This window comes from Actinobacillus porcitonsillarum, assembly GCF_003101015.1.
GTDB lineage: Bacteria > Pseudomonadota > Gammaproteobacteria > Enterobacterales > Pasteurellaceae > Haemophilus_A > Haemophilus_A porcitonsillarum.
Genome location: NZ_CP029206.1, coordinates 1,610,256 through 1,636,415 on the forward strand (window position 1 = coordinate 1,610,256; position 26,160 = coordinate 1,636,415).

Sequence of the window (26,160 nt, forward strand, 5' to 3'; positions counted from 1 at the left end):
ATTGTTAGGGAATTTTACTAGACAAAGCAACTATTCCCCGTTAGGATTGGGCTATTTTGAATAGCCCTTTTATTTTATGAACCAAGTCATTCAACCTATCGAACATCATCCTTTTGCACCGATTTTACCGCCTAATGCAACGGTGGCGATGGTCGGTACTTTTCCACCGACCAACGAAAAACGCTGTATGCAATTTCATTATCCTAATTTCCAAAACGATATGTGGCGGATTATGGGGCAAATATTTTATGGCGAGAGCGATTATTTCCGAGTAGGGGAAGAGAAACGTTTTGATCCGGTTCGGATCGAGGCGTTTTTACACGAAAAGGGCATTGCGCTTTGTTCTTCGGCAAAAACGGCTATTCGCTTAAAAGGGAATGCAGCAGATAAAGATCTAAAAATTGTTGAGCCTATTGATATGGACGAGTTGTTAGTTAAGTTACCTAAATTACAATGGCTGTTTACTACGGGCGGTTTGGCGACAGAAACGTTGTTAGGTTTGTTGGCGGAAAAGGTTAAAGCGCCTAAAACCAATGAATGTGTGCCTTACCCTTATTCTGCTGACCGATCACTTTATCTTTATCGTTTGCCTTCTACTTCTCGAGCCTATCCGCTTAAATTTGAGAAGAAGGTGGAGGCATATCGTCAATTTTTTAAACATGCAGGGTTAATTGATGAAGTATGATTTACACACGCACACAACGGCTTCAGATGGCTTACTTAGCCCGACAGAATTAGTGTTAAGAGCCGTGGAGCAAGGTGTTGAGATGCTGGCAATTACCGATCACGATACGGTTGCCGGTATTGCGGAAGCGAAAAAGGCGGCAGAAAACCAACCAATCCAATTGATCTCTGGGGTTGAAGTTTCAATTGTTTGGCAAGATAAAAATATTCACTTAGCCGCTTTAAATGTGGATGAGCAAAACCCTCAACTTTTAAAACTTTTAGAAAAACAAGCATTCTATCGAGAGCAACGAGCGGTCGAAATTGGTGAAAAACTTGCAAAATTAGGTATTCCTGACGCTTATGAAGGTGCAAAAGCCTTAGCCAGTGGAGAAGTGACACGTGCCCATTATGGTCGTTTTTTGGTTGATAATGGCTATGTTCGGAATGTTGAACACGCCTTTAAGAAGTATTTAAGCGGTGGAAAGCCAGCTTATGTGAAACCGATGTGGTGTGATTTAGAAACAGCCATTGATACCGTACATCTTGCCGGTGGTGTCATTTCGATTGCACATCCATTACGCTATAAAATGACGGGGCGTTGGCTTCGCCGTTTGATTACTGCCTTTAAAGAAGCAGGTGGCGATGGTATTGAAGTGGCAGGCTGTGGGCAAACACCAGACCAACGACAACAAATTGTACGTTGGGCAACGGAATTTGATTTATACGCTTCAGCAGGTTCAGATTTCCATTACCCAACGGGCTGGATCGAATTAGGTAAGGGGTTGGAATTACCTCAAACGTGTAAGCCGATTTGGTCTTGCTTTTGTTAAAGGTTTACCATTTATTAGCGGCCTGTTGGTCGCTTTCTCTTCCTTCAATCCAACGGTCGCCGTGGTCGGTGGTTTCACGCTTCCAGAATGGCGCTTTGGTTTTCAGATAGTCCATAACTACTTTCAAACACCTTTAAAAACAATGGTTTATATAAAAAACAATGTGTTATAAGGTAAATAAATGGGGAAATAAGGTAAAATAAGGGGGCGAATACAGCCACTAAACAGCCACCTTATTTTAAGTTTTCTAGCGGATTTAACGTTACAGCAGTTTCTAAATGTGATGGTGCAAAATGTGCATAACGCATAGTCATCTGTATGTCAGAATGCCCTAGAATATCTTTTAAGACTAAAATATTGCCCCCATTCATCATAAAATGGCTTGCAAATGTGTGACGAAAAATGTGAGTAGCCCGGCCTTTCGGAAGTTTTATACCACTCCCCATAATGACTTTATGAAGATTAGAACGAATAATATAGGGTGGATTGAATATTTTCCCTGTACGCTTCGGAATCATTTCAAATAATGATTTACTGATTGGCACGCTTCTATTCTTCTTACTTTTCGTATTCGTGAATGTTAATTTATAAGGGACAATTTGTGATGAATGTAGATTTTCAACTTCGCCCCAACGAGCACCAGTGGCAAGGCAAATCCTAGCCATTACTCCGGAATCATAATCTAATGAATCAATCTCTTTTAAAAGCGGTGTAATTTGTTCGCTTCGTAAAAAGAATATTTCAGATTCTGATTCTTTCAGTTTTGTAAGAGCAGATACAGGGTTATCGCCACTAAATTTACCTAAATTCGCTAAAGTATTAAACATTGCTCGCAAATGTGCTAAATCCGTGTTAATAGATTTGGGTTTAGCGGCAACACCTTGAATACGTCCAATTTTTCCAGCCAGTCGATTACTACGATATTCGGCAAGTAAAAGTGGAGTAACCTGATTTTCGTTAGGATTACCTAAATCGTTAGCAATACGTTTAAGCGAATTAAATACATGATCGCCACTAGTAATACCTCTGCCGTGTAACTCATACCAATCATTAACTAACTCTAATAATGGTCGAAAACGTTTTCGGGTAGAGGTAATTTCGATATTCGCTAATGGATTCTTTGCAGCATTAAAAAAACGGCTCGCTTCCCCTTTGGTATCAAACCAACGGCGAATACGCTTACCGTCTTTATAAAACTCAGCTAACCATTTTCCGTTTTTAGTATTGTCTTTACGAACAGACATTATTTAATCTACCAAACTAGCTTTTAATAACCTCACGAATCGGAGAATGAAAACCTTTTTTGCTTAACAAGTCACTAAATGTAATTTCTTTGCTGGGGCGATTACATTTTTTCTTCGATGCGGAAATAGACCCATCGTTACAAACAAATTTACCGCCGGAACAATGCGAAATACCACCTTTTTTACCGGAACACGGTTGGCGACCACGTTCAGCCATAGCTGAATCAGCAACAATTATTAAAGATGTAGCGAGTAGAATAGAAGAAATAAATTTTTTCATAGTGTTATCCTTTAATCGATATTAAAAAATGATGATTAGAATGTCTTTGCTAATTCAATAAATTCAGGAACTGAATATTTCTTTTTATCAAGAGTAATTTTTGTTCTAATTGCATTAATACGAATAATCACATCTTTTTGTTTTAAATCTTTACCAAAAAGTGCAGTCACCTCTTTTGTATCGGGATACCCATATAAACCAGAGCAAATTAAAGTATATTTCATATTGTTAGATGGTAATGACTTATCGAAATAATCACCAAAGATAGAAAATGAGATTTCTCTTTCTGAAAAAGGGAATATAACGGTTCTACTTTCATTTCTAAGATGATATGCAAGTAATTCGGATTGTCTAACCTTTTCATTATGCTCTTGAATTTCCTCATAAATAAGAGTACGTTTTTTCTCAATAGTAGAAAAGAAAGTATCTTTGCCTAATATATTTATAAGTAATTCATCAATATCATAGTATCTTTTACTTTTGTATAATAACGCAGTATTAATACTTGCAAGGTCAAGGAGATATTCTTCACCTTTAATATTTCTACAAACTAATTTTTCATATCCCTTTGAATTTAATCCATATTGATAACATGAATGTTCTTTACTTCTAGGTTCAGAATCTAATCGGCAGGATATAGTAAAGGGTTTTCCTTTCCATAAAGTATAAAAATCCTTAATAGGCTTCTCTGTTTTTTTAGATGAATCATCAAATATATTATGTTTTTCAGGTACTAGCTTATTTTTTAATTCAATAATATTAAATCGGCAACAAAGGAAAGTAATAATGATCCAAGAAATTACAATGGTTGTATCATTAAATTGAAAAATTTCCTGAATGATGCAAGTAATTAAGAAGCCGATTAAGAGATTTTTTTTCATTCCTTTAACCTAACTTCTTAATTTTCATCTGTGAAAACTCGACTTTTCCATGAATAGTTAGTTTTCCCTCATTTTCTTTAGTGATTTCCCATGGGTGGTAGAATTGATTATCGGAAATTACCAGTAATTTATCGCCAGCGAGCTGTAAACGTTTAACATATAACATGTCGTTGTAGCTAAACACATAAATTCCATCACCTTGGTACATCGGTTTATTAGTATCGACAAACAGCAAATCACCACTACAAATAGTCGGCTCCATGGAATCGCCGGTTACATTAATAATCGCAAGCCCTTGGCTATTCGAACGTTGGAATAGCTGTGCAAAATATGACGGCTCAAATTCAATTGCATGAGTGAGTTCAGCCAAATCACCAACAAACGCCCCATTTCCAGCAGAAGCGAAAACATCAAGCACTTCTAATCGAATGTTACTATCTTGATGTTCACTATAAGCGGTCGATTTTTCTGCAAGATTTGCAAAATCGGGCGCATCCCCTTTTCCTGTTTTCAGCCATTCAACTGACACACCTAGCGCATCTGCGATTTCTAAAATGTATTTTGGGTTTAATGTTTCACCACGAATAATTTTCCCAATAGCACCTTGAGTAATATTAATTCTCGCAGCCAATTCACTTTGAGATGTTTTTGATGCTTGTAAAACGGCTTTTAGTCTTTGACTTAATGTTGTCATTTCATACCTCAATAATATTTTAAGTAAAAATTTAATACTAAAGTATCACATAAGCAATCAGAAAAAAGTATTAGTAAAATACAAAAGTGCTTGCAATATTAATACTTAGGTATTAATATTGCGACACTTAAGTAACAGGGGATGAAAATGAATACAAAAATTAAAGAAGCTATTGAGTATTGTGGCTCAAAAATTGCACTAGCAAGAGCCTGTGGAGTGACTCATGGCGCAGTTAATAAATGGCTTAAAGGCGGTGGTATCGACAGCAAGTATTTACTCAGAATTGAGCAAGCCACCGAAGGCAAAGTGACAATTAGAGAAATTTGTGAGGAGTTGGAGAATGAAAACAGAATTTAAAGAACATCAAATCGTCATCCAGTTAGGTACAGCCACCCCAGCAGTAACTTACACAAAGTTCGCAGAAATGGTCGGAATGTCCGAAGAATGGGTAAAGGAACAGGTTGCTAAAGGTAATATCCCGATTATGCCAAAGAAAGGAAAAGAAAAACCTTTAGTGAATTTAGCCCTTTACTGGCAAATAGCACTAACTCAACCGTATTAGGAGTTTGTATGGCAGAAGCAATAAATAGCGATTGTGTGTTACATCCGTTAATACAACAGGAATTAAAAAAAGCCCGTAAGCGGATAAAAAAATACATTCAAATGGGCGTAATTGTAAAAGGCGATGTAGCAAGTCTAGCAAGACTTGGACTACAGCAAAAAAAAGATTTCGATGAATATCAAAAGAAACAAAAATCGACACAACAAAAAGCACAAGCTCTGCAACGCTTAGAGCAAAAAGCAAAGATTGCTGGTGGGTTGATATGAATAAATCATGTTCTAAGCAACAACAAATTAATCTGTTGGAAATCCGCTATGAAGTAGCAAAACGTAATTGCAATAGTTTTTCAGCTCGTTTTAGTCGAACTGGAAACCCACAAGATCAGCAACGTTATTGCTACTACGCAGACGCGGCGAAATTTTATTTAAATCAACTTACGCAATTAAAAGGTGGCATCAAATGGCATTAATACACATTAATCAATACCAAATACAAAAAATAGATAACCGGTATCAATTATCTGAAAAAGGTGTCGTGATATTTGATACAGCAAATTTAGATAGAGCGCTAAATAAACTGTTTGATGTTTGGAAAAAAGAAAATAAAGAAATGCTATGCGACATCACAAAAAAAGCAGATTTAAAAATAACCATAACAAGCAGATGAGAAAAATATTAAAACAAGGCTACACGCACATTTATCCGAAGTGGCAAGCCCCGAGCGGAAAAATTTACCGCATTGAGTATTATGAGCTACGCAGAAAGTACGTGTTATTTGTGGATAACGATGAAGTTATCGCAAACAGTGAAAGTGATGTGCTATTACTGTACTTACTTAAACATGAACTTGGATGGTGGGGAAATTTAAAATATCTCCTTACCCTAAAAGACCGACAGAACATTAATTTGCTTGAAAAAGCATTTTGTTTAACTTTTAATGGAGTTCTTATCAGATGAATCATAATGATTGGATTCTTACCACAAGCGAAGCAACGGAAATTGGTATCACTCCGTTGATGACTGTTGTACAAGATAATTCTGCAGAAGAACCCAATCATCATTATTTATATCAAGCAACCCCTTCAATGCAGGGCAAGACGATGGTTCAGCATGAACTTTTTGAGCTTGACCCTACTCATTTTGACTTACGCCAATCTTACTTTGACCGCCTGCCGTTAGCGTTAGCGGACTACTTCGGGCGAGCCTATAAAAACAAACTCAAAACATTAAGCACCAATGACACCGCCGACTGGTTCAAACGAGAAATGGCTATCAAAATGCCACGTATTCAAGCCGTACTAGACCAGTATTGCGATGTTTTTACGTTCTTGCGCCAAGGTCAGCAAGATTTAACCTTTTTAGCGGAGCTGGACGAAGATGTTTACTTTGAAGCCGGTGTAACCACGGAACAAGCGGTCAAAAAAATCAAAAAAAACGCTGAACGTTTAGGTGTAAAGTTCCCGATGCATATTAGCCGCTTGGAAAACAGTGGTCGTTATTTAAAACAGCATGGCGTGCGCCCGATTGCTTATCAATCTAAAGAGCAAATCCAAGAGATTGCGCTTGCCGTTGCCTATCAGTTGCGCCAGCTACAAGAAAACACCTTAGCGCAAACACATCATAAAGCCGTAGATAGCGATACTGCTTTTGCTGTGTTGCTTGATTGCTATCGCCAAATGCAAGCTAAAGTGAATGAATTAGAAATCGATGCACCTTATCAACGTAAAGCGAAAAAAGGCAACATCACTCCGGAAGAACTTGAAACAGGCTTTCTAAAAATGGTTTGCGAAAAATGGTGGGCGCGTAAATTGTCCATCATTGCCAAGCGCATGAAAGAGCATCTTGCCATTGCTTGCGGTATGGTAAACACCTTAAGACCGTACTGTTCAAATGCACGCTTGCGAGAATTTACCGAACAACGCAAAGCGAATATTGAATACATTCGAGCGATGATCATTACCAATATCGCCGAGCCGGAGGAACAGCTTTCTTTATTTGATAGCTGGTTAAAATCCGCATCAAATCCAAAAATTAAGCGACTAGAGTTGCTTACCCGCATGAACGGCTATGAAAAATACGCCGATGAACAAGGGCATGAAGGGTGGTTCATTACCTTAACCGCACCATCTAAATATCACGCCATGTTATCCAAAACGGGCAACATTAACCCGAAATGGAACGGTGCAAGCCCTCTCGAAACACAGAAATACCTTGTTGGTATTTGGGCGAAAATTCGAGCCAAATTAAACCGTGAAGGTGTGCAAACCTATGGCTTTAGAGTTGCAGAGCCTCACGCAGACGCAACGCCGCACTGGCATTTAATTTTGTTTACTCGCCCTGAAGACATGGACAAGCTACGCCAAATCATTTTGAGCTATGCGCTAGCACAGGACGGCACAGAAGCCGGTGCAAAAAAATACCGTTGCAAATTTAAACGCATTGATAAAAAACAAGGGACAGCAACGGGTTACCTGATCAAATACGTTTCTAAAAACATTGATGGCTTCGGTATGGATGGCGATTTATCCGATGAAGCCAACATTTCAGTCAAAGAAAACGCAGCAGCCGTGCAGGCATGGTCAACTTTATGGGGTATTCGCCAATTCCAACAGCTAGGCAACACCCCCGTCAGTGTTTGGCGTGAATTGCGCCGTTTGGGCGATATGGAAATAGAAGATGAACAACTTGAGGCATTGCGCCAATTTGCTAACGAAGGCGATTGGCAAGGCTTTACGCAAACATTAGGCGGCGCATTGGTTAAACGTGCGGATTTATTCGCTCGTTTAGTTTACGCGCCACGCATTGACGAAAACGGCAATGCGGCCTACACAATGTACAAAGAAGAATCATTAAAAGTGAATGGATTAATAAATCCGTTTACCGGCGCACGTGTTACAACGCGTCTAAAAGACTGGAAAATCGGCGTGAAGCCTCGAAATTGGGACGAGTTACAACAGCAAAAGAAACTCGCCAATGCAACACCAGAAGAGAAAGCCAAAATAAAAGCAACCCAACTCGAAAAGTTAGGGTTTAACGCAGAGGCTCAAGCCTTATTGGGCGATCTCATCGCCCCTTGGACTTGTGTCAGTAACTGTACGGGGTTAAAAAACGTACAAATTAGTGAACAAGAAAGAAATCGTTTAAGAAATGAACTGTTAGTAATGCGAGGGCGAATTACTGAACAGCAAATAGACGATTTATTGAACGGAAAATCATTACCACTAGGCACTTTCGGCGGTATAAAAATGAGCGTCACATATAGCCGTGGGCGATTGATTGAGCATAAAGAATATATTTATCAGTAAAGGACTGTATATGTTTGTACTCGAAGATGGATTGAATGGAAAACCAGTTAAATTAGCGAATGGTTGTAAAGGATTTATTATCTGTAAATACCCAGAAGATTTTGAATATCCATTAGTAGGCTATTGGATTGGAAAAGATGGAGGTAAAAATAAATGTTATTGGGATTTGAAAGGAGTCTGTTCGATTTTGTTTAAGCCTTTTAATATTGTAGATATGTGGGATGAAGATAAATAACTATGGTTGGGTTGGTGGTTATGAAACGCAGTTGCATAAGATATATAGTCGGGCGTTCGGAAGAATATTTGAAAAATAACACACTGCCGGAATCCGTTGATTTAAGTCGTGCCGGTCTATTTTGGGAAGATGAGCTTGCCGACTTTGTTCTTCAGCATTTAGCACAGGACGCTTTAACCGCCGGGTTAGTTGTTTATGATGAAGATTCATTTTTTACTACGTACTGCTGGCCCGAAGCATATGGCGGCAAACGCACCGATGAATTTATGCTAATTGATAAAGCGCTTTATCATAAAATTAAAGTGTATTTTTAAAATTTTATCCTGTTTTTATTGTTGGCTAACATTGAAAAACAGGATAAAAAACTAGAAAAAAGGATAATTTATGCAAATTACTAAAACAAAGCCGCCGGAAGAATGGAGTGGAGCATATTTATTAGAATGTACTCATTGTCTTGGACGAGCATATATCGACTATTTGATGTATTGTAATTTTATTAAAGATATGCCGGACGGCAGAGTAAAAATTAAAGTGTTTGGTTCTAGATTCTCAATGACTGGTAGCAGAATCAGATATGTTGATAAAACAAGAATATGTGAATCAAGCATACTAGATAAATTTAATTTGGCTTGGCGAAAACAATAAGGATTTTAATATGAACGAAAATACTATTAATCTTAATCAAATCGAAAACTGGTTTAAAACGGCAGTACCAAGCCCAACAATTGATAGTCAGCGCGTACAAATCAGTTGTCATTTTGAAGAAGTAGCCGAAATGCTGGAATGTTTAGGATTGTTTGAAGGACTTTTTTGTGCCGGCCATAAACTTTTTGAACTATCAGCACATTTGAGAAAATTTGATAATAACAATAAGTTTATTGAGCACTTGAGCGAAAAAGAAAAAATTGAATTGCTAGACGCACTTTGCGATCAGATTGTAACAGCGATTGGCGTGGCGCATATGTTTGGATTTAATATCCAAGGAGCACTGAAAGAAGTCGCTGATAGCAACGACAGTAAATTTGAGGATGGCAAGCCAGTATTTAATGACTACGGCAAAATTGAAAAAGGTAAGCATTATTTCAAGCCAAATCTTGAGAGGTTTGTTTAGACTTGGGGTGGCGTATGAATATATTAAAAGAAGATATTATTTTTTTGCAAATGAAAACGGATTTTTTAATAATGATATTGAAAATCATAAATTAAATTTAATTATTGAAGCTGGTGATGTTTGTAAAGGAATAAGAGATAAAAACCAAACCCTTATTAAAAAAGGAATAGGAGGAGTAATAATTTATTGTGTGATTTTATACTCAATGCGGACAAATTATAAAAGCAGACAGAATAATAATTATGTTTTCACGTTTTCAAAAAAAAAGCTAATTTGGGATTTAGATTTAATTCTGAAAATTTTTCAGAATCTTTGGACAATGCAATTAATGAGAAATATACTCCAGCTGAAAGATTCAAAGAACTATTTGGGGTACAGGCGTGATTTTTTATTCGAATAAAAAGGGCTTTCGCCCTTTTTTATTTATATCGGTGATAAAACTCGCACAAAGCTTTAATACCTGATGTTCTGTTATCGCCAAGTTCCGATAAAATCGCGTCAAATTCAATGGCAAGATCAGTCGGTAATGATAAGCCGATTTGTTTTACTTTGCCGCTTTCACGCATTTTTTTTGTGTGCGCTTTTGCTGCTGCAGAGCGTAAATTTTTACTATGTTCTGTTTTTGCATTTGCCATTTTTAATTTGCCTTTTTTTATCAGATTGATTATGATTGGAGCCGTTGGGGGGAGTACCAGTCCCCCCGCAGGGTTATCTACCTAACTAGTAAGCGTTTGTGCTTACCGCTAAAAAGATAACTAGGATTGCAAGCTTAAAGAACATATCCTAGCTCCATTTGTAAGCCCCACTCTATACAGCGTGGGGTTTGCTGTTTCTAGCACCTTGCTAGATGTGATTATTATAATCTAGATTATAATAACAAAGCAAGAATTTTTTGCAAATTTTTCAATAAAAAAGCCCGCTTATTGCGGGCTTTTTGTTATGCAAGATTAGGGTTGTCGGAACCGATTATTTTTAATAATTCATTTTTGTCGGCGTTGGATAATTTGCCAAGTAAATATTTGATTAAACCGTCTTTGGTTAATTTGCTTGATGTCGTCGTATGGCTAAATTCTAGGTTCATCACGAATTTATGACCACAATCCGGATTTTTACAAGTACAATACAGTTTTTTTAAATTGCTGTGCATACGTTCAGTCTTGGTTACAACGGCTTTAGAGCCACAATCGCAATAAATATCTAAAATTTTAGCCATAATATCAAAACCTTTATAATTATTTAACTGATTGAATAATATAGCAAATTTAGCTAATTTTTGATATGAATTTCTTACTCAGTTTCCGCTTTTTTAAACTTGACTTGTAGCGATTTTCTGATTTCAAAATCGCTATTAATGGCTTCTTCAATTATCTCCTGTAACGGTATTACTTCATCAAGTTGGTAGGCTTCGCGGTATTTTAACGGATCCCCTAATCCGCCGGTATTATTCGGGATAATACCGCCTAAACCGGGTGGAAAACGGTGAGCCGTTAGCACATCTTGAGCAGATATATTCTTAATATTAGCAAACTCGTCTTTTGTACCGGTGTCGCCGATAGGAATCAGTTTTACACCATCGGGTTTACCGTCGGGAATATTGATAAACATAGATTTAAAGTTACCGACACCTTTTGTTTTTTCTATTTTTTCTCTTACTTCATTTTCCATTTCTTCCGACATATCCGGGTCAGTCGCATAAAGAATAAATCCCATATGCGCCCCGTTACTAAAATAACGGCGACGAAATACTGTTGCATCTGAATTTAATAATGCAGACTGAATACCGCCGACATAATCCGGCGACCCGTAAACCTGTTGCATCGGGTCATACAGCTTAATAAAAATAATATCTTTTGCATCATATTGATAAATTTCCGAAGCCGTATCATATAACGATTTTTTCATCAGATAGGAGTAACCACCGTCTTTACGGACACGTGTATAAAGTGAGGACAATGGGTGTAATTTAACCACTTGTCCGAATCCGTTACGCAATTTTAATAGAGCTACATCGCCGAACTGAATTAAGTTTAAGCAAGTTGCCCTCATCTCCATTCGGGATAATGCCGGACCTCCTAAATAACCGCTACTTACCATATTTGCTCGGCTATGCAAAATACCGCCGTGTTGTGCATTTTGAAAAGGTAATTTAGCTAACGCATAGCGATTTATCGGCGGTAAATGACAATTATAATGATCATCAAATCCCAATCCGACATAATCTAACGCCGGAGCGGCGGTCAATTCGGATTGATTACTAAAAGAGAACACTCTCATTGAGTTTTTATTATTGTTTTGTTGCATTGTTTTCTTTGCCATTGTTAAGTTCCCCAGCTGCTACGGCGTTTTTTTGTTGTTAATGATTTTTTATTAATTGCGTTACACATCGCCCAAAACACATCGGCATGTTGATTTTGCGTTGTACGCTCCGCAATAAATGTTGTTTTATCGCCTGATTTTGTTGTGGTCTGTTTAACCATCAAAAACGAGGCGGCTATATCAATTTCTTTGTTTGACCATTCGATATTTTCGGATGTCACCAAATCGTGCATTTTTAGTACCATACCGGTTTTAACTTCGGGGTTATAATTCAGCGGTACGGCTTCACGGCGTGCAAATTCCTTTACTTCTTCATAAACCCCGTAACCGACACCAGTCGCATCAATCCCCAAATAACTGATATTGTATTTTTCAAATAAAGCCTTGATTTGTTGTGCTTGCCACTTATAAGAAAGCCCATGCCATTGATGACGTTCCAAAAGTCTAAATTTTTCTTTAGGTAAAATCGGTGGGGCAATAATCACAAAACACGCAGCATCTTTACTGTGTGCCGGGTCGTAGCCGGCCCAAACTTCACGTAAGCCGAAGGGGTGATCTTCCGCTGGGTAAAAGTCCTTCCATTTTGTAATATCGACACCGCATTTAAGCAGTTCGCCAATTTTAAAAATACTGTTCGCATCATCAATCCAAACGCACATAAATAACTGGTTAAATACGTGCCGGTTATATTTCTGCTTCAGTTTTTCAATATCGAATAAATCACAACCGCCTTTTTGTGCATCTTCAATCGTGATGACATATCGCCAAGTACCATCCGGACAAACTCGACCGCCGTCACGATATTCGGCAAAGGTTGGAAACACGACATTCTTACGTTTAGGATCATCCGATTTCCACTTATCGCCCGACCAAAAAGCATAAGACGGGTGGAATTTAGACGACGGTGTAGAAAAATAGGTTTCACGCCATTTTTTATGGGTTGCCATCGCCGAAGATACATCGTGAAAGCGGTCAAAATCTCGAATCCAGGCGTATTCGTCGCCATATACGTGACCACTATTTCCCTGTGCGGTATTAGCATTTGTCGCTAAAAAGTGTAGTTCTGCACCATTACTTAAAATAATCGGATTGCCTTTTAATTCCACGTCAAAATATTGCCGTGCCATTTTTACAATATAGTTTTTAAAAATTTCCGATTGACGTTTTGAGGCAGAAAGAAAAATTTGGTTATCTCCGGTAAGCACCGCATCTTCAAATCCTTCAAACGAAAAATAATAGGTCATCCCGATTTGGCGAGATTTTAAAATATTACGTACATCTTGGTGTTTGTTCGCTCGTGCATGTTTCTGATACGCAAAAAGTGAATCAACAAACGGCTGAAACATCTCCGGCGTAATGTGAGAAATGTCATTTTTTATCCGTTTTTTCTTCTCTTTCTTCTCGCTGTTTGAACCGTCACCGCTATCGGCAAAATTTGCAAAACTTTCACCAAATTCGACCGCTTGTTGTTTTGATTGTTTAGCAAATTTAGTTGCCCGTAGCTTTTTATATTCTAAGTCTTTATCAATTAACGCATTTAGTTCTTTGATTTCGTTTTCGCTTTTCCCTTCCCTTTCCGTGAGTGTCACGATACGTAATGCAATCAATTCTTCAATGCCGCTTTCGCTAATTAAATTTCGCCAATTATATTTTTCAGCCCAGTAATAAATGGGGCGAGTTGAATTTAAGCCGAGTTCGGCGGCAATTTCTTTTGGCGTGTGTTTTTTTAAATACAAGAATTTGGCGGCATAAATCGTTTCATCGTCATAGCGGTTCGATTTACGCACCCTTAATTTTTTCTCAGTCATATCACTTAATTCTTATTGTTATTGGACTTTAGGCGGTATTTTGGCAAGTAAAACAACGAATTTAATCCACTAAATTTCGGATATGGTCGGATAAGGATCAAAAAAGAAAGTTATCCGAATACAACCGATTTTTGCTGAATGAAATCAACAAAAGAATCAGCAAAAATAAGCGTATTAAAGGCGAAGAGAAAAATGCAAAGGTAGTTATGACAACGGTAAATAAAAGCAAGTTACGCACAGATTTTATTTGTATTGCGACATCGGGTTCGACCGTTGATGGCCGCAATATAACACGACAAGAAGTATTAGATATTGCGGAAACATACAGTACAGAACTGTATGTAGCAAACATGTGGCCAGATCATCGAAGATGGTTTAATTGCGGGCAAGTGTTGGAAGTTAAAGTAGAAGAAATAAATAATGAATTAAAACTTTTTGCGATATTAGCTCCAAGCGAATTCTTAATTAGTGCTAATAAGCAAGGTCAATATTTATTTTCTAGTATAGAGATTACCCCGAATTTCCGTAATTCAGGTAAAGCTTATTTAACTGGTTTGGGTGTAACAGATTCACCAGCATCAGTAGGAACGACACAATTACAGTTCAGCCAACAACAAACTAATGTTATCGCAGGTGAGTATCAGCCTATCACATTAACTTTGGCAGATGCTGAACACGAAAAAGAAAAGTCTTTTTTTAATACGATGAAAGAGTTCTTCAAAAAGCATGAAGAACCCCCAGACAACAATAACAACAAAGAGGAACAATCAATGAATGAGAAGCAATTTAATCAGTTGCTTGGTGCATTAACCGGTTTAACCGAAAAAGTGGAAAAACACTTTAGTGTACAAGAGCCGGAAAAAGAACCGAAGCAACCGGAAACGCCGAAAACCGAAGAAGCGAAAACGGAAACAGGCGTAACGGCTGAACAATTTAATCAATTAATTTGTGCGGTAACCGATTTAAATAAAAAATTTGATGCGTTAAGCACAGTACAAACACCAGTACCAAACGGCGTACCAACCGCCGCAGACAATCAATTTAATACGGCGGTGTAAGAATGAATAGTGTAGCAGCAAAACTCTTTTATGCTTTAGTAACTAACGCAGCTAATTTTTACGGTGCAGACCCAAATTTAGCGTTAGCAGGTAAGCAATACAACATCGAAACATCAAAAGCGGTTGTATTGCTTGGTAACATTCAAAGCCGTTCGGATTTCTTAGAGCAAATCAATGTTATCACGGTAAAAGATGTTGAAGGTGATCTCATTTATGGTCCGGCTGAAGGCGGTATTACCGGCCGTAAAGCAGAAGGCCGTTTCCGCAAGAAAGTCAGTGCCAACGGCTATAAGTACAAATTAGCCGAAACCGATTCAGGCGTGTTAATCCATTGGACTAAAATCAGCCAATGGGGGCATTTATCTGAACAGTTCGCAAGCCTTTATGCTGAATATGTTCAACGTCAGATTGCCTTAGATATGATTAAAATCGGTTTCTACGGCGAATCTGTAGCAACAGATACGAAAGACAGTAATCTTGCTGATGTAAATAAAGGTTGGTTACAGTTTGTGCGTGAGAATAAACCGACCCAAATTTTAACTAAAGGCAAAAATGAAGGTGAAATCCGCATTTTTGGTGACGAAGGCGATTATAAAAACCTTGATGAATTAGCCTACGACTTAAAACAAGGTTTGGCCGAAGTGCATCGTGATGCTGGTGATTTAGTTTTCTTGGTCGGTTCAGATTTAGTCGGTAAAGAGGCAAGCCTTGTTTATAAAGGTAATGGCTTAATTGCTACCGAAAAAGCTGCATTAAATACCCAAGATTTAATGAAAACCTTCGGCGGTATGAAGGCAATGTTAGTGCCAAATATGCCACCACGTTTAGCGGTAGTAACTAGCCTTAAAAACCTATCAATCTATACGCAAGAAAACAGCGTGCGTCGTGGTATGAAAGACGATGACGAGTTAAAAGCGGTTAAAGATTCATACTGGCGAATGGAAGGCTATGTGGTTGAAGACCCAAGCAAATTCGCAGCGATTGAATTTAAAAATGTAAAACTTTTAGAAGCAGACGGAAGCTATAAATAATTATGGGAATGCGTGAATTTCAAGCTCAAATGCGAGCATTACAGGAAATTGAACAAAGCAATGGTGATACTGCAACCAAACAGGCGGTAGTTGCCAAGCACGGAAGCGATTATTCCGTGTTACAAATTGCTTTGGTTAATGATGTAAACCGAATTCGTGCATTACCTACATTAGAACTTCGTGCGGAAGAGAAACGCAATGTATTTCTTCCGCATTGGCTCCCGTTTGTGGACGATTATTTCAACAAAGGCGAGGTTTATCAAAATGACATTGTGGGCTATTGCATCATTTACTTGTTTGATACTGGTAATTTTGACCGGGCATTATCGCTTGCTGAACAAGCAATCAAACAAGGTCAATCGTTGCCCGATGGTTTCGCTTCTACGCTGCCGCACTTCGTCGCAGACCAAATCTACAAATGGACGGATAAAACCGCAACCGCCGGGCAATCCGTTGAACCATATTTTACGCAGACTTTGCAAAACGTGGCGATGTCTTGGCAGTTGCACGAAATGGTTACCGCAAAATGGTTCAAATTAGCGGCGGCACTATTGCTGAGAAATGAACTAGGACGAGTACACGCTGCAAGCGTTAGCGATCCTATGCGGTTGATTTTAGCCATTCAATTATGTGTAAGAGCATTTCAGCTTCATCACAAAGTCGGCGTAAAAAATATGGTAGAGCGTTGCGTGATGCGGTTAAACGCATTGCAACAAACGGGCGATTATATCCCCGAAAAATTCCCCCCAGTGGCTAGTTTAAGTTTGGATAAAGTCGAAATTAATTTTCCGTTACTTATTGAAAAACTTAAATCTAGCCCACTTTCAGAGGCTGAATAATGTTTAATGGCAGAGATACGGAATATGATGATATTACCATTATCAATAATGGTTTTTGGAGCAATATCAACGTACAAGAATTTCAGAAACAGCGTGCAATCCCTTTTCAAATTCCGGTTGAAATGGTTAAAGCCTCGTTAGTTTCCGCTATCCAACAAGTAAATTTAGACCTCACAGAAGTTGTAGAACGACATAAAACGAACGGTATTCTTTCCGTTGCGGATATTTCATCTGAAACCGTCGGCGGTGAGAACTACGTTCAAACACTTTATAAAAAAGCTGTGTTTGCAAGAGCAAAGCACGAACTATTACCAGAATTTAACACGTTGTCGGCCCGTGAAATACACGAAAACCGACAATATGCAGAAGAACAAAAAAGCCTATTAGCTGAAGCCACTCATGCGATTCGGGTATTAAAAGGCAAAAGAAGGGGTAGCGTATGTCTAGTGTAAGAAAATTTCTGTATCAACAATTAACGGATTTTTTACTTACCAAATTACCTAAACGTTATCACGGTAATTTTCATTCGTGGATGGATAATTCAAAGCTAATGAATGTCGGGCGAAATGTGACAGATTTAGGCTTAGAGGTTGCTCATATTAAATATGATGCGGTGTTATGGTTTGAGGCTTTCCCCTATCGGGAAATATCCGCACCGTTAATTATGGCAATGATTCAGGTATGGCTTGATGAAAATGACGTGATAAGAGAACGGCTTGATCTATACGAAACCGATATAGATTTAGATATTTTAGACGAGAAAACCGCTGATTTAGTCTTTACGATTAATTTTCAAGAGCCGCTAACAGCACAAAAAGACCCGAATGGAGAATTAGTCATAGATGGCGAATCATACCGCTTAGATGAAATAGAAATCTACTATGCGGAAGAAATTGATGTTGAGGTAATCCGATGAAACCAGTCATAAAAATGGGACTAGATAAAAAAGATTTAGATGCATTTTTAAAAGACTTAGAGGTTATTGCATTACCAGCAAAAAAGAAACGTGAAATCCTAATTCGCACTTTGCAAATGATAAAGCGTAAAGCAGTATCCAATGCGGCAAATCAACGTGAACCAACAGGCACAAGTTGGAAAAAACGTAAAAAAGGTACGGCTAAAATGTTACGCCGAATTGCAAAATTAGCGAACAGCAAAGCGGAACATGAAAGCAAAGGGCGATTATTTTATCGTCACGATAGAACCGGGCAAATAGCGACGGAACATCAAGAAGGTCTCGATCACTTACATAAAAAAAGTGATAAGCAAAGCATAACAAAAGAAGGTAAACCTTCAGACCCTGCAACGGCAAGACAAGCAAAAAAATTAAGAGATTTAGGCTATACGGTGGCGGGCGCAACCAAAAAAGACGGTAGCAAAAGACAACGCCGACCGGGTATTAGAGAGATTCAACAGACATTAAACCGTGCAAGAGCAAGTTTGATTATTCGTAAGCTCGAAGAAAAATATGGTACAGGCACAAAAAAAGGTTTAACGCAATGGATTATTCCAACTGAAAAACGAGCATTTTTAGACACCCGTGAAGAAGAAAATGCAAAGATTATTTTAGAAGAAATTCAAAAATACACCCAAAAACAATAACAAGAGGACAAAAGAATGTTCCCAAGCGTACAGATTAATACATTAAATCAATTAAGTGGAGAAACCACTGAAATTGAACGCCATGCGTTATTTGTCGGGATTGGTACGACAAATGCTGGTAAATTGTTTTCACTTTCTCCGGACAGTGATTTTGACAAGATTTTCGGCGAAGACGATACCAACTTAAAAAAACAAGTTATGGCCGCAATGAGTAACGCCGGTCAAAATTGGCAAGCTCACGCCTATATTTTAGACGAAAGCGGTTATGATTTCGTAAAAGCCGTAGAAAAAGCTAACGCTATCGCATCATTTGAATATGCGGTAAACACCTATACCACCGGTGTTGATAAAGAAAAAATCAATGCTTTGCAAACTTTATATTCGCAACTAGTCGCAAAACTGGGTCGTAGAACGTTTTTTATTCAAGCGATTGAGCCGATTAATAAAGAATTAGATTCCGGTGAGAGTTGGGACGAATATGTAGAAAAACTTACCACGTTACAAAAAACCTTAGTATGTGATCATGTAATGCTTGTGCCGACTTTATTCGGTAATGATGTCGGTGTCATTGCCGGTCGTTTGGCAAATCGTGCTGTATCGATTGCCGACAGTCCAAGTCGTGTATTAACCGGTGCATTATTGGATATGGGCAGTAGCGAAAAACCGCAAGATAAAGACGGTGCTGAGCTAAATCTATCGCACTTAAAAGCATTAGAACAAGCCCGTTATTCCGTACCGATGTGGTATCCGGATTATGAGGGCTACTATTGGTCGGACGGCAGAACGTTAGATGTTGACGGTGGCGATTATCAATCTATTGAAAATGTGCGAATCGTAGATAAAGCAGCACGTGCAGTACGTTTGTTGGCGATCGCTAAAATTGCAGACCGCTCATTTAATTCGACCGCTTACAGTACTGAATACCACAAACAGTATTTTGCTAAACCGCTCCGTGATATGAGCAAATCAACCACGGTAAACGGCAAAGAATTTCCGGGCGAATGTTATCCGCCGACAGAAGATTCGGTCACGATTACATGGCATAGCAAAACAAAAGTCGCTGTTTATATCAAAGTACGTCCGTATGATTGCCCGAAAGACATCACGGTCAATATTTTCTTAGATTTAGAAACATTAGGAGGTTAATCAATGGAACGTATTTCCGGTATGAGTTTTGATTTCAGCTTTATGGGATTACCGGTCCACGCTGAAAATATCTCTTTAAGTATTACGGATAATTCTGCTGTGGCACAAACACGAGGTATTCCGGATGGATGGGTCAGCGGTGATGTATCCGCAGAAGGCGAAATTGAGCTAGATGCAAAAAATTTCCAGAAAATTTCAACCGCAGCAGCCGCTGCTGGTAGTTATCGTGGCTTACCTGAAATTGATTTTGTGTTTTTCGCTATGCGTGGTGGCGTGCGTGACAAGGTGGAAACGTTCGGTAATAAATTGGTGCTATCCGATTTATTGAGCATTGATCCAAAGGGCGGTTCAAAAACCACAAAAAAAGTAAAATTTTTTGTAACCAGTCCAGATTTTGTCCGAATCAATGGAGTGCCTTATCTCTCCGATGAAGACACACGTGATTTAATCGGCTAACTGATTTAATCGGCTAACAGAATTTAGGGGCAACTCGAAAAACTGCACATAACAATAATAATAAAAGAAAGAGCGAGTTAGCCCCTAATCCTTATAAATGAGAGAAAGAAAAAATAAAAAAAATGAACGGAAAATTTGAAGGGTCAGTCCCGTTTATCGGCTCGTTAGTTGCTTTTTTATCCGGACTGAATGTGTCCGAATGGGCAGCATTATTCGGGATTTTATTCGGTGCGCTTACCGTCTTAATTGCATATAAAAAATATAAAGATGAAATCGCACTACGTAAGCAAGAGTTACATTACAAAATGTTAGCGGCACGCATTGAAGCGAAAAAACTTGGAGTAAGCGATGAAAATTTCTAAAAAGTTTATCGCTTGTTCTGTGGTTGCAGTATTAGCGGTTTTACATCAATTACCTCAAGCAAGTGAAATCCGCACCAGTAAAGAAATGTTATCACTTATTGCTAACGCAGAAGGTTGTGCTAGAACACCTTATCGTTGTTCGGCGGATGTTTGGACGGATGGCATCGGTAACACTCGCAATGTTACACAAGGTCGTTTTTTAACCTTGGAAGAAATTGCCGGTGATTACATTGATAACATCAAAATTGCAGAACAGTGCGTAAACCAAAAATTTAATGGTGAGAAAATGACACAAGGGCAATTTGATGCCATGACATCACTAGTCTTTAATGTTGGCTGCTATGGGACAACGACCTATTACAGTAAATCTGCCGGTAAGCGTGTGCCGACATCTTTATATAAATATGCACAAGCACTTAATTTTAAAAAAATGTGTGAGCATATTAATGATTTTAATAAATCCGGTGGCAAAGTGCTAAAAGGTTTAGTCACTCGTCGAGCAAAAGAAACTGAATTTTGTATGAAGAAATAGTATGAATATTAAAATGAGTATTTTTATATTTTCTATCGTAGCTTTATTGGTAAATTCAGCCGTAATAGTTCATTACAAAAACAAAGCAAAACAAGCTCAAACAGAATTAACTGAATTACATACGATATACAATGATAATCAGAAAATGTTGCAGAAATATCAGCAACAAATCACAAAACTACATATAAAACTGGCTTCAGTGAATGACCAAGCGGAAGCTCGAAAACAGCAGTTACAAGAGGTGTTAGCAAATGAACAAAATCAAAAGTGGCGTGATACTCCTGTGCCTGATGATGTTGTCCGCTTGTTCGAGCAACGAAAATAAAACGGCACAAACAAGGCTGATTTGCCCACAAACGACAGAGTGCCGAAACATTAATCCGCAAGTAAAAACAAATGGTTTAATGGTACAAAGTTTAAATGAGGCACTCAATAAATTAGATGTCTGTGTAATCGCTTATGAAGCCGTTACACAATGTATTACCGATTTTAATAACCAAAAATAACCCAAGGAAATTAACAATGACCGATAAAAACCAAGCTCAAACTCTTTTAGAAAAATTAACTGCAAACGTAAAAGATAGCGTAACAATTACTGTATCCGGTGTTGATTTTACCTTTAACCGTGATGATGCAGCATACGACACGATGGTAAATGAAGTGGAAAGCGGCAATAAAACTACACCGATTAAAGATTATTTACTCACTTGCATTAAGCGTGAACAGCGTGATGACTTATTAACCGTGATTAATGTGCCGGGATTAGCATTCCAAATTGCCGGTGCGATCAATAAAGTCTTAGTGCCGAAAGTTGAAATTACCGTAAAAAACTAGCATTGCGTGTGGAAGCTATCGAGCGTAACGGCTTTTCGCAAGCCGTTGCACTTCGGATGCATTATTTACCACACGCAGATAATAGCGAGTATAACCTCGCCCGGGCGATTTGGCTAAACAAGCAATATTTTGAAAATTTAGCTAATTCAGTATCAACAGGCATTGCACAAGTATTTTAGGCAATGCCTTTTTTATAGGTTTTTTATGGCAATTCAGGGATTAGAGTACATCATCAGCCTAAACGATCAGCTATCTACACCGCTAAAAGGCGTTATGAAGTCGATTGATGACATCGGGATCCGAGGTCGTGACGCAATGACAAAAATCGGTGTTGGTGTTGCCGGTATTGTTGGTGCTGGAGCCGGTATTGCTAACGCATTTGCACCGGCAGTTGCGATGAGTAACGAGCTAGGCAAAATCAAAGGCTTAGGCGAAAGCGAGGAAGGGTTACGCTTAATGCGTAAACGTGCGATGGAGTTTTCTAATACGTGGGGCGAAGCCGCAACCGATTTTATTAACTCATCCTATGATATTAAATCAGCGATTGACGGCTTAACCACCGAAGAATTAGCCAGCTTTACCGAATTATCAGCAGTAACCGGTAAAGCAACACAAACCCAAACCCAAACCATGACTGATTACCTAGGCACAATGTATTCCGTTTTAGATGCATCAAAAGAAGCCGATAAAATCAAATGGGCTGAACGCCTGATGGGTAAATCTGCATATACAGCAAATAAATTTAAATCAGATGGTGCAAAAATTGCTCAATCGTTTAAAACATTAGGTAATACAGCAACAAAAGCAGGTGCGAATATTGATGAGCAGTTTGCTATTTTAGGTACATTACATAATGAAATGGATGCTGGAGTGGCCGCTACAAAATATCGTGCCTTTATTGATAAAGTCGGTAAAGCTGGGGATAAGTTAGGTATTAATTTTAGAGACGCTAATAAACGCTTATTAAGTACACCTCAAATTTTAGACAAATTAAAAGCAAAATATGGTGATGTGATCGATAGCGTTGAAGCGGCAGAATTGAATAAAGCATTCGGCACAACAGAAGCTGTTGGTTTTGTGCAAACGTTAATCGGAAAGAATGAAGATTTAAAAAACTCCATTAAAGATATCGGTGCGATAAATGGCATGGAGGAAGTGTACGCTGGAGCAAAAGCAAATGTAGATGTATTTGCTAGATTATCAAATATTCTTACCAATATCCGTATAGCTATCGGTTCCGCGTTGCTTGAAAAATTTGGGCCATTGTTTAACAAACTAGCGGATATGGGACAAGCTTTTACAACGTGGTTAAGCACATATCGGAATATAGCCCGTTGGATTGGTTATGCAACAATTGCATTACTTGGGTTTACTGCAATAGCCGGAGCATTAACTTTATTTAGCGGTATTTTTGGCGCAATTAAAGTATCTCTTATTGCTTTAATTAGCCCGATGGCGATCTTTGTCGGCGGCGTTATTTTGTTAGGGGCGACAATCTACAAATTACGAAACCAATTTTCAGCAATGTTTGCTAAATTTCTTAGTGGTTTTAAGTCCGTAGGCATTGCAACAGAACCATTAATGAACGCATTAAGCACAATTAAAACATCATTGATTCGCATGGGAGCGCCTTTTGTATCTTTATTTAATGCGATTTTTGGTGCTAGTGATGGTATGACGGTGTTTGGATTTATTGGTGAAGCCGTAGGTATTATCGTTGCCAATGGGTTGAACGGAGTCATCCGAATTATTGAATTAATTGCAAGTAGTATTGAGATTGTAGCGGATGTTTTTGAAGGGGTTGCAAATGCAATCATTACAGCATGGCAAGGCGTAGTCCAAGGTTGGCAAAATAGTGATCCTATTCAAATTTTTGGCGCATTAGCTCAAGGTGTGACAGATATTTTCACTAGTATCTTCAATGGCTTAAAAAATATGTTCATTAATACCTTGAATTGGCTTATCACCCAAGCGAATAAACTCGGTAGCATGATTGGCGTTGAAATTCCTCTTTATCCTGTGGTGAAAGAGGTGCAACAAAATAATAAGCCGGTAAGTGGTGGTTTAATCGGCGTAGCTCAAACGATTGCAAGTTCTGCACAAAATACGACAGCTTTACCAAAACCAAATAGCAACGGTCAGCATTTTGCGCTGCCGGCAAGCACACAAGCAGAAGTAAAACCTATGCCGCAAGGTTCAGTCAGTAAAAATATGACAATGAATCAGAACAATAGCAAAACCGTGCATATCGGTTCGATTGTAGTAAACGAAGCGACAGATGCACGTCAATTAGCACAGCAAATTAAAGACAATGCGGGGTTAATGGCGTAATGCGTGAGAAACTTTACTTAGATTTATTGATTACCGGTGAGGACATTACATTAGACAGCGGTCGTCAGCCGATTATCTGTGATAACCGAATATCTATTGCTCAAGATGTAAAGCACGCAATTTTAGAAAGCGGTTTAGCTACACAGCTTATCGCCGAGCGTAGCCGCATTTTAAGACGAGATATTTTACTGCAGATCATTTTACTTGTTGAAGAAGATGAACGTCTTGTACCGGGAACCGTAGCGATTACAGAAGAAAATAATCGTAGATTATTACTTACCGCTGAAACTTATGATTTCGGCAACATTGAAGCACAGGAGATTTTACTATGAGTGAAAATTTCAAAGAAATCCTAGTTGAAAGCGGTTTGCCGGTAGATGAAGTACAAATCCGGCAAGAGTTTGAGAACTTAACCGAACAAGAAAATTTAATCACTAATACAAGCCGAATGTCGCCGTTTTGGCGATTAATTACTGCCGTAGCAGTTCATCCGGTTAAGTGGCTTACTGATTCGTTGATTAATGAGATTGTGCCGAACTTGTTTGTAAAAACAGCAAAAGGGGCTTGGTTAAGAATTTTAGCGTGGCAGGTTGGTATTGAACCAAAGCCGGCTTCTCAGGCAAAAGGTACTGTGACTTTCACAAAAGAATCTTCAAGTTTAGAAATTGAAATTCCGGTCGGCACGGTAATTCAAACAGAACGAATCAACGAAGTGGTTTATAAAGTATCGACAACAGAAAGCGTAATAATCCCACGAGGTCAATTAAGTGCCAAAGTACCGGTTATTGCAGAAAGTGCCGGTAGCTCATACAACTTAGCCGGCGGCTATTATTGTATTTTGCCAAAAGCGGTTTCCGGTATTTTAAAAGCTGAAAATACCGATGGTTGGCTTGAAATCCCCGGAGCGGATGAAGAAACAGACGATGAGCTACGAGAGCGTTATCGAATTAAATTTTCTAGTGTTGGCAAGCATCACATTGATAGCGTTTATAAATCTATCGTGGCTGAAATTACCGGCATTAGCGTTGATCGTATCTATTTTTTACACGATGCGCCGAGAGGTCCGGGAACAGCCAATATTTACTTACTGCTTGATACTGGTATGCCGTCACAAGTTTTTATCAACACGGTAAATGATTATCTAATGGATAAAGGTTATCACGGTCACGGTGATGATATTAGAGCATTTTCAATCCCAGATAGTTTTCACGATGTAGCCTTAACAATCTATTTTCGAACTTCGGATGTTTTGACCCAAACGAAAAAAGAGAACATCAAACAAAATGTAGAAAACATGATCCGCTGTGCGTTTCGAGAGAATAACGATTTTAAAGTGACAAAAACCTATCCTTATACCCGATTTAGTTTTTCCAAATTGGGAGAAGAAATTCACGAGGCTTACCCGGAAATTCGCTCTATCGAATGGAAACAACACGATATTTTAAGCGATTTGAGTATCCCTCGTTTGCAGTCAATCACACTAGAGGCAAAGGATGATTAAAATTAAATTGCCGTTTTGGATGGATAAAGGCGAATTACGCAAAATTGCCGATTTGTTTGAAAAATGGTGGCAATTACAGATTAAAAGACTTGAAACCCCATTGCTTATTTTTGACGAAGAAAAATGTAGTGAATTTATTTTAAATCTAATCGCTTATCAGCGTGATATCGAACGGTTTGAAAATGAACCTTTGTCATTGTTTAGAAAACGTGTGAAGTATGCATATATCAACGCTCAAGAAGCCGGTAGTGTCATCGGATTTAAAAATATTTTTGAGCGGTTAGGTATCGGTAAAATAGAAATCAGAGAACGTATCACAGGACTTGATTTTGACATTATCCATTTGACTCTAACGGATGGACAATTATCGCAAAACGATCAGCTGATTTATGAAATTATTCGTAAGTACGGCAGAACTTGTCGGCGTTATTCGTTTTTGACCGAGAACACCATAGAAATTTATTTGCATTATGCAGAATTTGGTCACTCTTATTACTGTGACGAACTTGAAATAAAATTATAACAAAAAAGGAAATT

The 26,160-nt window shown here is 38.4% G+C and carries 39 protein-coding genes and 1 pseudogene; 31 read left to right on the forward strand and 9 right to left on the reverse strand.

What is annotated here, in order from left to right; genetic code table 11:
* The first annotated feature begins 76 nt into the window (after positions 1–76).
* Both DDU33_RS07740 and rnm read left to right on the forward strand, forming a co-directional pair.
* Positions 77–685 carry a DNA glycosylase gene (locus DDU33_RS07740; RefSeq protein ID WP_108924223.1) on the forward strand — a complete coding sequence of 203 codons (609 nt, stop codon included), beginning with the start codon at positions 77–79 and terminating at the stop codon, positions 683–685.
* Positions 675–1,496, forward strand: coding sequence for an RNase RNM (rnm, locus tag DDU33_RS07745; protein WP_005819356.1), 822 nt, complete (start codon positions 675–677; stop codon positions 1,494–1,496). Before DDU33_RS07740 ends, rnm begins: the two co-directional genes overlap by 11 nt.
* A gap of 4 nt (positions 1,497–1,500) precedes the next feature.
* Here the strand turns inward: rnm and moaE are convergent.
* From moaE to DDU33_RS07770, 5 genes and pseudogenes are all read right to left on the reverse strand, one after another.
* Positions 1,501–1,614: pseudogene (gene moaE, locus DDU33_RS07750) on the reverse strand (molybdopterin synthase catalytic subunit MoaE); the annotation flags it as partial.
* 115 nt (positions 1,615–1,729) lie between these two features.
* The gene (locus tag DDU33_RS07755) at positions 1,730–2,740 is read right to left on the reverse strand and encodes a phage integrase (protein WP_108924226.1); all 1,011 of its coding nucleotides are present in this window, start codon (positions 2,738–2,740) and stop codon (positions 1,730–1,732) included.
* Positions 2,741–2,756: 16 nt separating this feature from the next.
* Positions 2,757–3,020 (reverse strand): YdcA family protein, encoded by a 264-nt coding sequence (locus tag DDU33_RS07760; RefSeq protein ID WP_108924228.1) that lies wholly within the window; start codon positions 3,018–3,020, stop codon positions 2,757–2,759.
* 35 nt (positions 3,021–3,055) lie between these two features.
* Entirely contained in the window at positions 3,056–3,901 is an 846-nt protein-coding gene (locus tag DDU33_RS07765) for a hypothetical protein (RefSeq protein ID WP_108924230.1), read from the reverse strand.
* 4 nt (positions 3,902–3,905) lie between these two features.
* Positions 3,906–4,595 carry an XRE family transcriptional regulator gene (locus DDU33_RS07770; RefSeq protein WP_108924232.1) on the reverse strand — a complete coding sequence of 230 codons (690 nt, stop codon included), beginning with the start codon at positions 4,593–4,595 and terminating at the stop codon, positions 3,906–3,908.
* A 147-nt stretch (positions 4,596–4,742) separates the two neighbouring features.
* Here DDU33_RS07770 and DDU33_RS07775 point away from each other — a divergent pair, with 147 nt between their 5' ends.
* From DDU33_RS07775 to DDU33_RS07830, 11 genes are all read left to right on the forward strand, one after another.
* Positions 4,743–4,952 carry a transcriptional regulator gene (locus tag DDU33_RS07775; protein WP_108924234.1) on the forward strand — a complete coding sequence of 70 codons (210 nt, stop codon included), beginning with the start codon at positions 4,743–4,745 and terminating at the stop codon, positions 4,950–4,952.
* Positions 4,936–5,157, forward strand: coding sequence for a regulator (locus tag DDU33_RS07780; protein ID WP_108924236.1), 222 nt, complete (start codon positions 4,936–4,938; stop codon positions 5,155–5,157). The genes DDU33_RS07775 and DDU33_RS07780 overlap by 17 nt, the downstream gene beginning before the upstream one ends.
* Positions 5,158–5,165: 8 nt before the next feature.
* Positions 5,166–5,423, forward strand: a complete 258-nt coding sequence (locus DDU33_RS07785) for a hypothetical protein (RefSeq protein ID WP_108924238.1) — start codon at positions 5,166–5,168, stop codon at positions 5,421–5,423.
* The gene (locus DDU33_RS07790) at positions 5,420–5,626 is read left to right on the forward strand and encodes a hypothetical protein (protein ID WP_108924240.1); all 207 of its coding nucleotides are present in this window, start codon (positions 5,420–5,422) and stop codon (positions 5,624–5,626) included. The genes DDU33_RS07785 and DDU33_RS07790 overlap by 4 nt, the downstream gene beginning before the upstream one ends.
* Positions 5,617–5,823: a hypothetical protein gene (locus DDU33_RS07795; RefSeq protein WP_108924242.1), complete on the forward strand. Its 207-nt coding sequence runs from the start codon at positions 5,617–5,619 to the stop codon at positions 5,821–5,823. Before DDU33_RS07790 ends, DDU33_RS07795 begins: the two co-directional genes overlap by 10 nt.
* Before the next feature lie 286 nt (positions 5,824–6,109).
* Positions 6,110–8,461, forward strand: a complete 2,352-nt coding sequence (locus DDU33_RS07805) for a replication endonuclease (RefSeq protein WP_108924246.1) — start codon at positions 6,110–6,112, stop codon at positions 8,459–8,461.
* 10 nt (positions 8,462–8,471) lie between these two features.
* Positions 8,472–8,696: a hypothetical protein gene (locus DDU33_RS07810; protein WP_108924248.1), complete on the forward strand. Its 225-nt coding sequence runs from the start codon at positions 8,472–8,474 to the stop codon at positions 8,694–8,696.
* A gap of 68 nt (positions 8,697–8,764) precedes the next feature.
* A complete protein-coding gene (locus DDU33_RS07815) occupies positions 8,765–9,010 on the forward strand; it encodes a hypothetical protein (protein WP_125121617.1) in 246 nt (81 codons plus the stop codon).
* Positions 9,011–9,080: 70 nt separating this feature from the next.
* Entirely contained in the window at positions 9,081–9,341 is a 261-nt protein-coding gene (locus DDU33_RS07820) for a hypothetical protein (protein ID WP_108924251.1), read from the forward strand.
* A 10-nt stretch (positions 9,342–9,351) separates the two neighbouring features.
* The gene (locus tag DDU33_RS07825) at positions 9,352–9,807 is read left to right on the forward strand and encodes a nucleoside triphosphate pyrophosphohydrolase family protein (RefSeq protein WP_108924253.1); all 456 of its coding nucleotides are present in this window, start codon (positions 9,352–9,354) and stop codon (positions 9,805–9,807) included.
* The gene (locus DDU33_RS07830; protein ID WP_125121618.1) at positions 9,743–10,207 is read left to right on the forward strand and encodes a hypothetical protein; all 465 of its coding nucleotides are present in this window, start codon (positions 9,743–9,745) and stop codon (positions 10,205–10,207) included. Before DDU33_RS07825 ends, DDU33_RS07830 begins: the two co-directional genes overlap by 65 nt.
* A 19-nt stretch (positions 10,208–10,226) precedes the next feature.
* On the opposite strand, the gene DDU33_RS07835 is transcribed toward DDU33_RS07830, so the two are convergent.
* From DDU33_RS07835 to DDU33_RS07850, 4 genes are all read right to left on the reverse strand, one after another.
* Positions 10,227–10,442, reverse strand: a complete 216-nt coding sequence (locus DDU33_RS07835; protein WP_108924257.1) for a hypothetical protein — start codon at positions 10,440–10,442, stop codon at positions 10,227–10,229.
* 302 nt (positions 10,443–10,744) lie between these two features.
* Complete coding sequence (locus DDU33_RS07840) at positions 10,745–11,020, reverse strand: Ogr/Delta-like zinc finger protein (RefSeq protein ID WP_108924259.1); 276 nt, start codon at positions 11,018–11,020, stop codon at positions 10,745–10,747.
* Between the two features lie 74 nt (positions 11,021–11,094).
* Entirely contained in the window at positions 11,095–12,081 is a 987-nt protein-coding gene (locus DDU33_RS07845; RefSeq protein ID WP_420807417.1) for a phage portal protein, read from the reverse strand.
* Between the two features lie 44 nt (positions 12,082–12,125).
* On the reverse strand, positions 12,126–13,931 hold the full coding sequence (locus DDU33_RS07850) for a terminase large subunit domain-containing protein (protein ID WP_108924263.1): 1,806 nt from the start codon (positions 13,929–13,931) through the stop codon (positions 12,126–12,128).
* A 206-nt stretch (positions 13,932–14,137) separates the two neighbouring features.
* Here DDU33_RS07850 and DDU33_RS07855 point away from each other — a divergent pair, with 206 nt between their 5' ends.
* The 18 genes from DDU33_RS07855 (at position 14,138) to DDU33_RS07930 (ending at position 26,146) form a co-directional block, all read left to right on the forward strand.
* Positions 14,138–14,989 carry a GPO family capsid scaffolding protein gene (locus tag DDU33_RS07855; protein WP_108925281.1) on the forward strand — a complete coding sequence of 284 codons (852 nt, stop codon included), beginning with the start codon at positions 14,138–14,140 and terminating at the stop codon, positions 14,987–14,989.
* Positions 14,990–14,991: 2 nt separating this feature from the next.
* Entirely contained in the window at positions 14,992–16,020 is a 1,029-nt protein-coding gene (locus DDU33_RS07860; RefSeq protein WP_108924265.1) for a phage major capsid protein, P2 family, read from the forward strand.
* A gap of 8 nt (positions 16,021–16,028) precedes the next feature.
* The gene (locus DDU33_RS07865; protein ID WP_244175309.1) at positions 16,029–16,859 is read left to right on the forward strand and encodes a phage terminase small subunit; all 831 of its coding nucleotides are present in this window, start codon (positions 16,029–16,031) and stop codon (positions 16,857–16,859) included.
* Positions 16,859–17,311: a head completion/stabilization protein gene (locus DDU33_RS07870; RefSeq protein WP_108924269.1), complete on the forward strand. Its 453-nt coding sequence runs from the start codon at positions 16,859–16,861 to the stop codon at positions 17,309–17,311. The genes DDU33_RS07865 and DDU33_RS07870 overlap by 1 nt, the downstream gene beginning before the upstream one ends.
* Positions 17,299–17,775: a phage tail protein gene (locus DDU33_RS07875; protein ID WP_108924271.1), complete on the forward strand. Its 477-nt coding sequence runs from the start codon at positions 17,299–17,301 to the stop codon at positions 17,773–17,775. The genes DDU33_RS07870 and DDU33_RS07875 overlap by 13 nt, the downstream gene beginning before the upstream one ends.
* Positions 17,772–18,461 (forward strand): hypothetical protein, encoded by a 690-nt coding sequence (locus tag DDU33_RS07880; RefSeq protein WP_167390539.1) that lies wholly within the window; start codon positions 17,772–17,774, stop codon positions 18,459–18,461. Before DDU33_RS07875 ends, DDU33_RS07880 begins: the two co-directional genes overlap by 4 nt.
* 15 nt (positions 18,462–18,476) lie before the next feature.
* Positions 18,477–19,607 (forward strand): DUF2586 domain-containing protein, encoded by a 1,131-nt coding sequence (locus DDU33_RS07885; protein ID WP_108924274.1) that lies wholly within the window; start codon positions 18,477–18,479, stop codon positions 19,605–19,607.
* A 3-nt stretch (positions 19,608–19,610) separates the two neighbouring features.
* The gene (locus tag DDU33_RS07890; RefSeq protein WP_108924276.1) at positions 19,611–20,063 is read left to right on the forward strand and encodes a DUF2597 family protein; all 453 of its coding nucleotides are present in this window, start codon (positions 19,611–19,613) and stop codon (positions 20,061–20,063) included.
* A 122-nt stretch (positions 20,064–20,185) separates the two neighbouring features.
* Positions 20,186–20,425: an HP1 family phage holin gene (locus tag DDU33_RS07895; RefSeq protein ID WP_108924278.1), complete on the forward strand. Its 240-nt coding sequence runs from the start codon at positions 20,186–20,188 to the stop codon at positions 20,423–20,425.
* Positions 20,412–20,957 (forward strand): lysozyme, encoded by a 546-nt coding sequence (locus tag DDU33_RS07900; RefSeq protein WP_108924280.1) that lies wholly within the window; start codon positions 20,412–20,414, stop codon positions 20,955–20,957. The genes DDU33_RS07895 and DDU33_RS07900 overlap by 14 nt, the downstream gene beginning before the upstream one ends.
* A 13-nt stretch (positions 20,958–20,970) precedes the next feature.
* Positions 20,971–21,282, forward strand: coding sequence for a hypothetical protein (locus DDU33_RS07905; RefSeq protein ID WP_125121619.1), 312 nt, complete (start codon positions 20,971–20,973; stop codon positions 21,280–21,282).
* Positions 21,251–21,463 (forward strand): Rz1-like lysis system protein LysC, encoded by a 213-nt coding sequence (lysC, locus tag DDU33_RS11045; RefSeq protein ID WP_420807418.1) that lies wholly within the window; start codon positions 21,251–21,253, stop codon positions 21,461–21,463. Before DDU33_RS07905 ends, lysC begins: the two co-directional genes overlap by 32 nt.
* A gap of 16 nt (positions 21,464–21,479) precedes the next feature.
* Positions 21,480–21,791: a putative phage tail assembly chaperone gene (locus DDU33_RS07910; protein ID WP_108924284.1), complete on the forward strand. Its 312-nt coding sequence runs from the start codon at positions 21,480–21,482 to the stop codon at positions 21,789–21,791.
* Between the two features lie 8 nt (positions 21,792–21,799).
* Positions 21,800–21,970, forward strand: a complete 171-nt coding sequence (locus tag DDU33_RS10895; protein ID WP_157951835.1) for a DUF6890 family protein — start codon at positions 21,800–21,802, stop codon at positions 21,968–21,970.
* 25 nt (positions 21,971–21,995) lie between these two features.
* A complete protein-coding gene (locus DDU33_RS07915) occupies positions 21,996–24,122 on the forward strand; it encodes a phage tail tape measure protein (RefSeq protein ID WP_108924286.1) in 2,127 nt (708 codons plus the stop codon).
* Complete coding sequence (locus tag DDU33_RS07920; RefSeq protein WP_108924288.1) at positions 24,122–24,454, forward strand: DUF2590 family protein; 333 nt, start codon at positions 24,122–24,124, stop codon at positions 24,452–24,454. Before DDU33_RS07915 ends, DDU33_RS07920 begins: the two co-directional genes overlap by 1 nt.
* A complete protein-coding gene (locus DDU33_RS07925) occupies positions 24,451–25,623 on the forward strand; it encodes a baseplate J/gp47 family protein (protein ID WP_108924290.1) in 1,173 nt (390 codons plus the stop codon). The genes DDU33_RS07920 and DDU33_RS07925 overlap by 4 nt, the downstream gene beginning before the upstream one ends.
* Complete coding sequence (locus DDU33_RS07930; protein WP_108925285.1) at positions 25,619–26,146, forward strand: phage tail protein; 528 nt, start codon at positions 25,619–25,621, stop codon at positions 26,144–26,146. The genes DDU33_RS07925 and DDU33_RS07930 overlap by 5 nt, the downstream gene beginning before the upstream one ends.
* Positions 26,147–26,160: the final 14 nt, after the last annotated feature.

What these genes read in the sequence shown, in the direction of transcription:
- DDU33_RS07740 (WP_108924223.1), top strand. Translation starts at nt 77, where the DNA reads ATGAACCAAGTCATTCAACCTATCGAACATCATCCTTTTGCACCGATT.
- rnm (WP_005819356.1), top strand. Translation starts at nt 675, where the DNA reads ATGAAGTATGATTTACACACGCACACAACGGCTTCAGATGGCTTACTT.
- DDU33_RS07755 (WP_108924226.1), bottom strand. Translation starts at nt 2,740, where the DNA reads ATGTCTGTTCGTAAAGACAATACTAAAAACGGAAAATGGTTAGCTGAG.
- DDU33_RS07760 (WP_108924228.1), bottom strand. Translation starts at nt 3,020, where the DNA reads ATGAAAAAATTTATTTCTTCTATTCTACTCGCTACATCTTTAATAATT.
- DDU33_RS07765 (WP_108924230.1), bottom strand. Translation starts at nt 3,901, where the DNA reads ATGAAAAAAAATCTCTTAATCGGCTTCTTAATTACTTGCATCATTCAG.
- DDU33_RS07770 (WP_108924232.1), bottom strand. Translation starts at nt 4,595, where the DNA reads ATGACAACATTAAGTCAAAGACTAAAAGCCGTTTTACAAGCATCAAAA.
- DDU33_RS07775 (WP_108924234.1), top strand. Translation starts at nt 4,743, where the DNA reads ATGAATACAAAAATTAAAGAAGCTATTGAGTATTGTGGCTCAAAAATT.
- DDU33_RS07780 (WP_108924236.1), top strand. Translation starts at nt 4,936, where the DNA reads ATGAAAACAGAATTTAAAGAACATCAAATCGTCATCCAGTTAGGTACA.
- DDU33_RS07785 (WP_108924238.1), top strand. Translation starts at nt 5,166, where the DNA reads ATGGCAGAAGCAATAAATAGCGATTGTGTGTTACATCCGTTAATACAA.
- DDU33_RS07790 (WP_108924240.1), top strand. Translation starts at nt 5,420, where the DNA reads ATGAATAAATCATGTTCTAAGCAACAACAAATTAATCTGTTGGAAATC.
- DDU33_RS07795 (WP_108924242.1), top strand. Translation starts at nt 5,617, where the DNA reads ATGGCATTAATACACATTAATCAATACCAAATACAAAAAATAGATAAC.
- DDU33_RS07805 (WP_108924246.1), top strand. Translation starts at nt 6,110, where the DNA reads ATGAATCATAATGATTGGATTCTTACCACAAGCGAAGCAACGGAAATT.
- DDU33_RS07810 (WP_108924248.1), top strand. Translation starts at nt 8,472, where the DNA reads ATGTTTGTACTCGAAGATGGATTGAATGGAAAACCAGTTAAATTAGCG.
- DDU33_RS07820 (WP_108924251.1), top strand. Translation starts at nt 9,081, where the DNA reads ATGCAAATTACTAAAACAAAGCCGCCGGAAGAATGGAGTGGAGCATAT.
- DDU33_RS07825 (WP_108924253.1), top strand. Translation starts at nt 9,352, where the DNA reads ATGAACGAAAATACTATTAATCTTAATCAAATCGAAAACTGGTTTAAA.
- DDU33_RS07830 (WP_125121618.1), top strand. Translation starts at nt 9,743, where the DNA reads ATGACTACGGCAAAATTGAAAAAGGTAAGCATTATTTCAAGCCAAATC.
- DDU33_RS07835 (WP_108924257.1), bottom strand. Translation starts at nt 10,442, where the DNA reads ATGGCAAATGCAAAAACAGAACATAGTAAAAATTTACGCTCTGCAGCA.
- DDU33_RS07840 (WP_108924259.1), bottom strand. Translation starts at nt 11,020, where the DNA reads ATGGCTAAAATTTTAGATATTTATTGCGATTGTGGCTCTAAAGCCGTT.
- DDU33_RS07845 (WP_420807417.1), bottom strand. Translation starts at nt 12,081, where the DNA reads ATGAGAGTGTTCTCTTTTAGTAATCAATCCGAATTGACCGCCGCTCCG.
- DDU33_RS07850 (WP_108924263.1), bottom strand. Translation starts at nt 13,931, where the DNA reads ATGACTGAGAAAAAATTAAGGGTGCGTAAATCGAACCGCTATGACGAT.
- DDU33_RS07855 (WP_108925281.1), top strand. Translation starts at nt 14,138, where the DNA reads ATGACAACGGTAAATAAAAGCAAGTTACGCACAGATTTTATTTGTATT.
- DDU33_RS07860 (WP_108924265.1), top strand. Translation starts at nt 14,992, where the DNA reads ATGAATAGTGTAGCAGCAAAACTCTTTTATGCTTTAGTAACTAACGCA.
- DDU33_RS07865 (WP_244175309.1), top strand. Translation starts at nt 16,029, where the DNA reads ATGCGTGAATTTCAAGCTCAAATGCGAGCATTACAGGAAATTGAACAA.
- DDU33_RS07870 (WP_108924269.1), top strand. Translation starts at nt 16,859, where the DNA reads ATGTTTAATGGCAGAGATACGGAATATGATGATATTACCATTATCAAT.
- DDU33_RS07875 (WP_108924271.1), top strand. Translation starts at nt 17,299, where the DNA reads ATGTCTAGTGTAAGAAAATTTCTGTATCAACAATTAACGGATTTTTTA.
- DDU33_RS07880 (WP_167390539.1), top strand. Translation starts at nt 17,772, where the DNA reads ATGAAACCAGTCATAAAAATGGGACTAGATAAAAAAGATTTAGATGCA.
- DDU33_RS07885 (WP_108924274.1), top strand. Translation starts at nt 18,477, where the DNA reads ATGTTCCCAAGCGTACAGATTAATACATTAAATCAATTAAGTGGAGAA.
- DDU33_RS07890 (WP_108924276.1), top strand. Translation starts at nt 19,611, where the DNA reads ATGGAACGTATTTCCGGTATGAGTTTTGATTTCAGCTTTATGGGATTA.
- DDU33_RS07895 (WP_108924278.1), top strand. Translation starts at nt 20,186, where the DNA reads ATGAACGGAAAATTTGAAGGGTCAGTCCCGTTTATCGGCTCGTTAGTT.
- DDU33_RS07900 (WP_108924280.1), top strand. Translation starts at nt 20,412, where the DNA reads ATGAAAATTTCTAAAAAGTTTATCGCTTGTTCTGTGGTTGCAGTATTA.
- DDU33_RS07905 (WP_125121619.1), top strand. Translation starts at nt 20,971, where the DNA reads ATGAGTATTTTTATATTTTCTATCGTAGCTTTATTGGTAAATTCAGCC.
- lysC (WP_420807418.1), top strand. Translation starts at nt 21,251, where the DNA reads ATGTTGTCCGCTTGTTCGAGCAACGAAAATAAAACGGCACAAACAAGG.
- DDU33_RS07910 (WP_108924284.1), top strand. Translation starts at nt 21,480, where the DNA reads ATGACCGATAAAAACCAAGCTCAAACTCTTTTAGAAAAATTAACTGCA.
- DDU33_RS07915 (WP_108924286.1), top strand. Translation starts at nt 21,996, where the DNA reads ATGGCAATTCAGGGATTAGAGTACATCATCAGCCTAAACGATCAGCTA.
- DDU33_RS07920 (WP_108924288.1), top strand. Translation starts at nt 24,122, where the DNA reads ATGCGTGAGAAACTTTACTTAGATTTATTGATTACCGGTGAGGACATT.
- DDU33_RS07925 (WP_108924290.1), top strand. Translation starts at nt 24,451, where the DNA reads ATGAGTGAAAATTTCAAAGAAATCCTAGTTGAAAGCGGTTTGCCGGTA.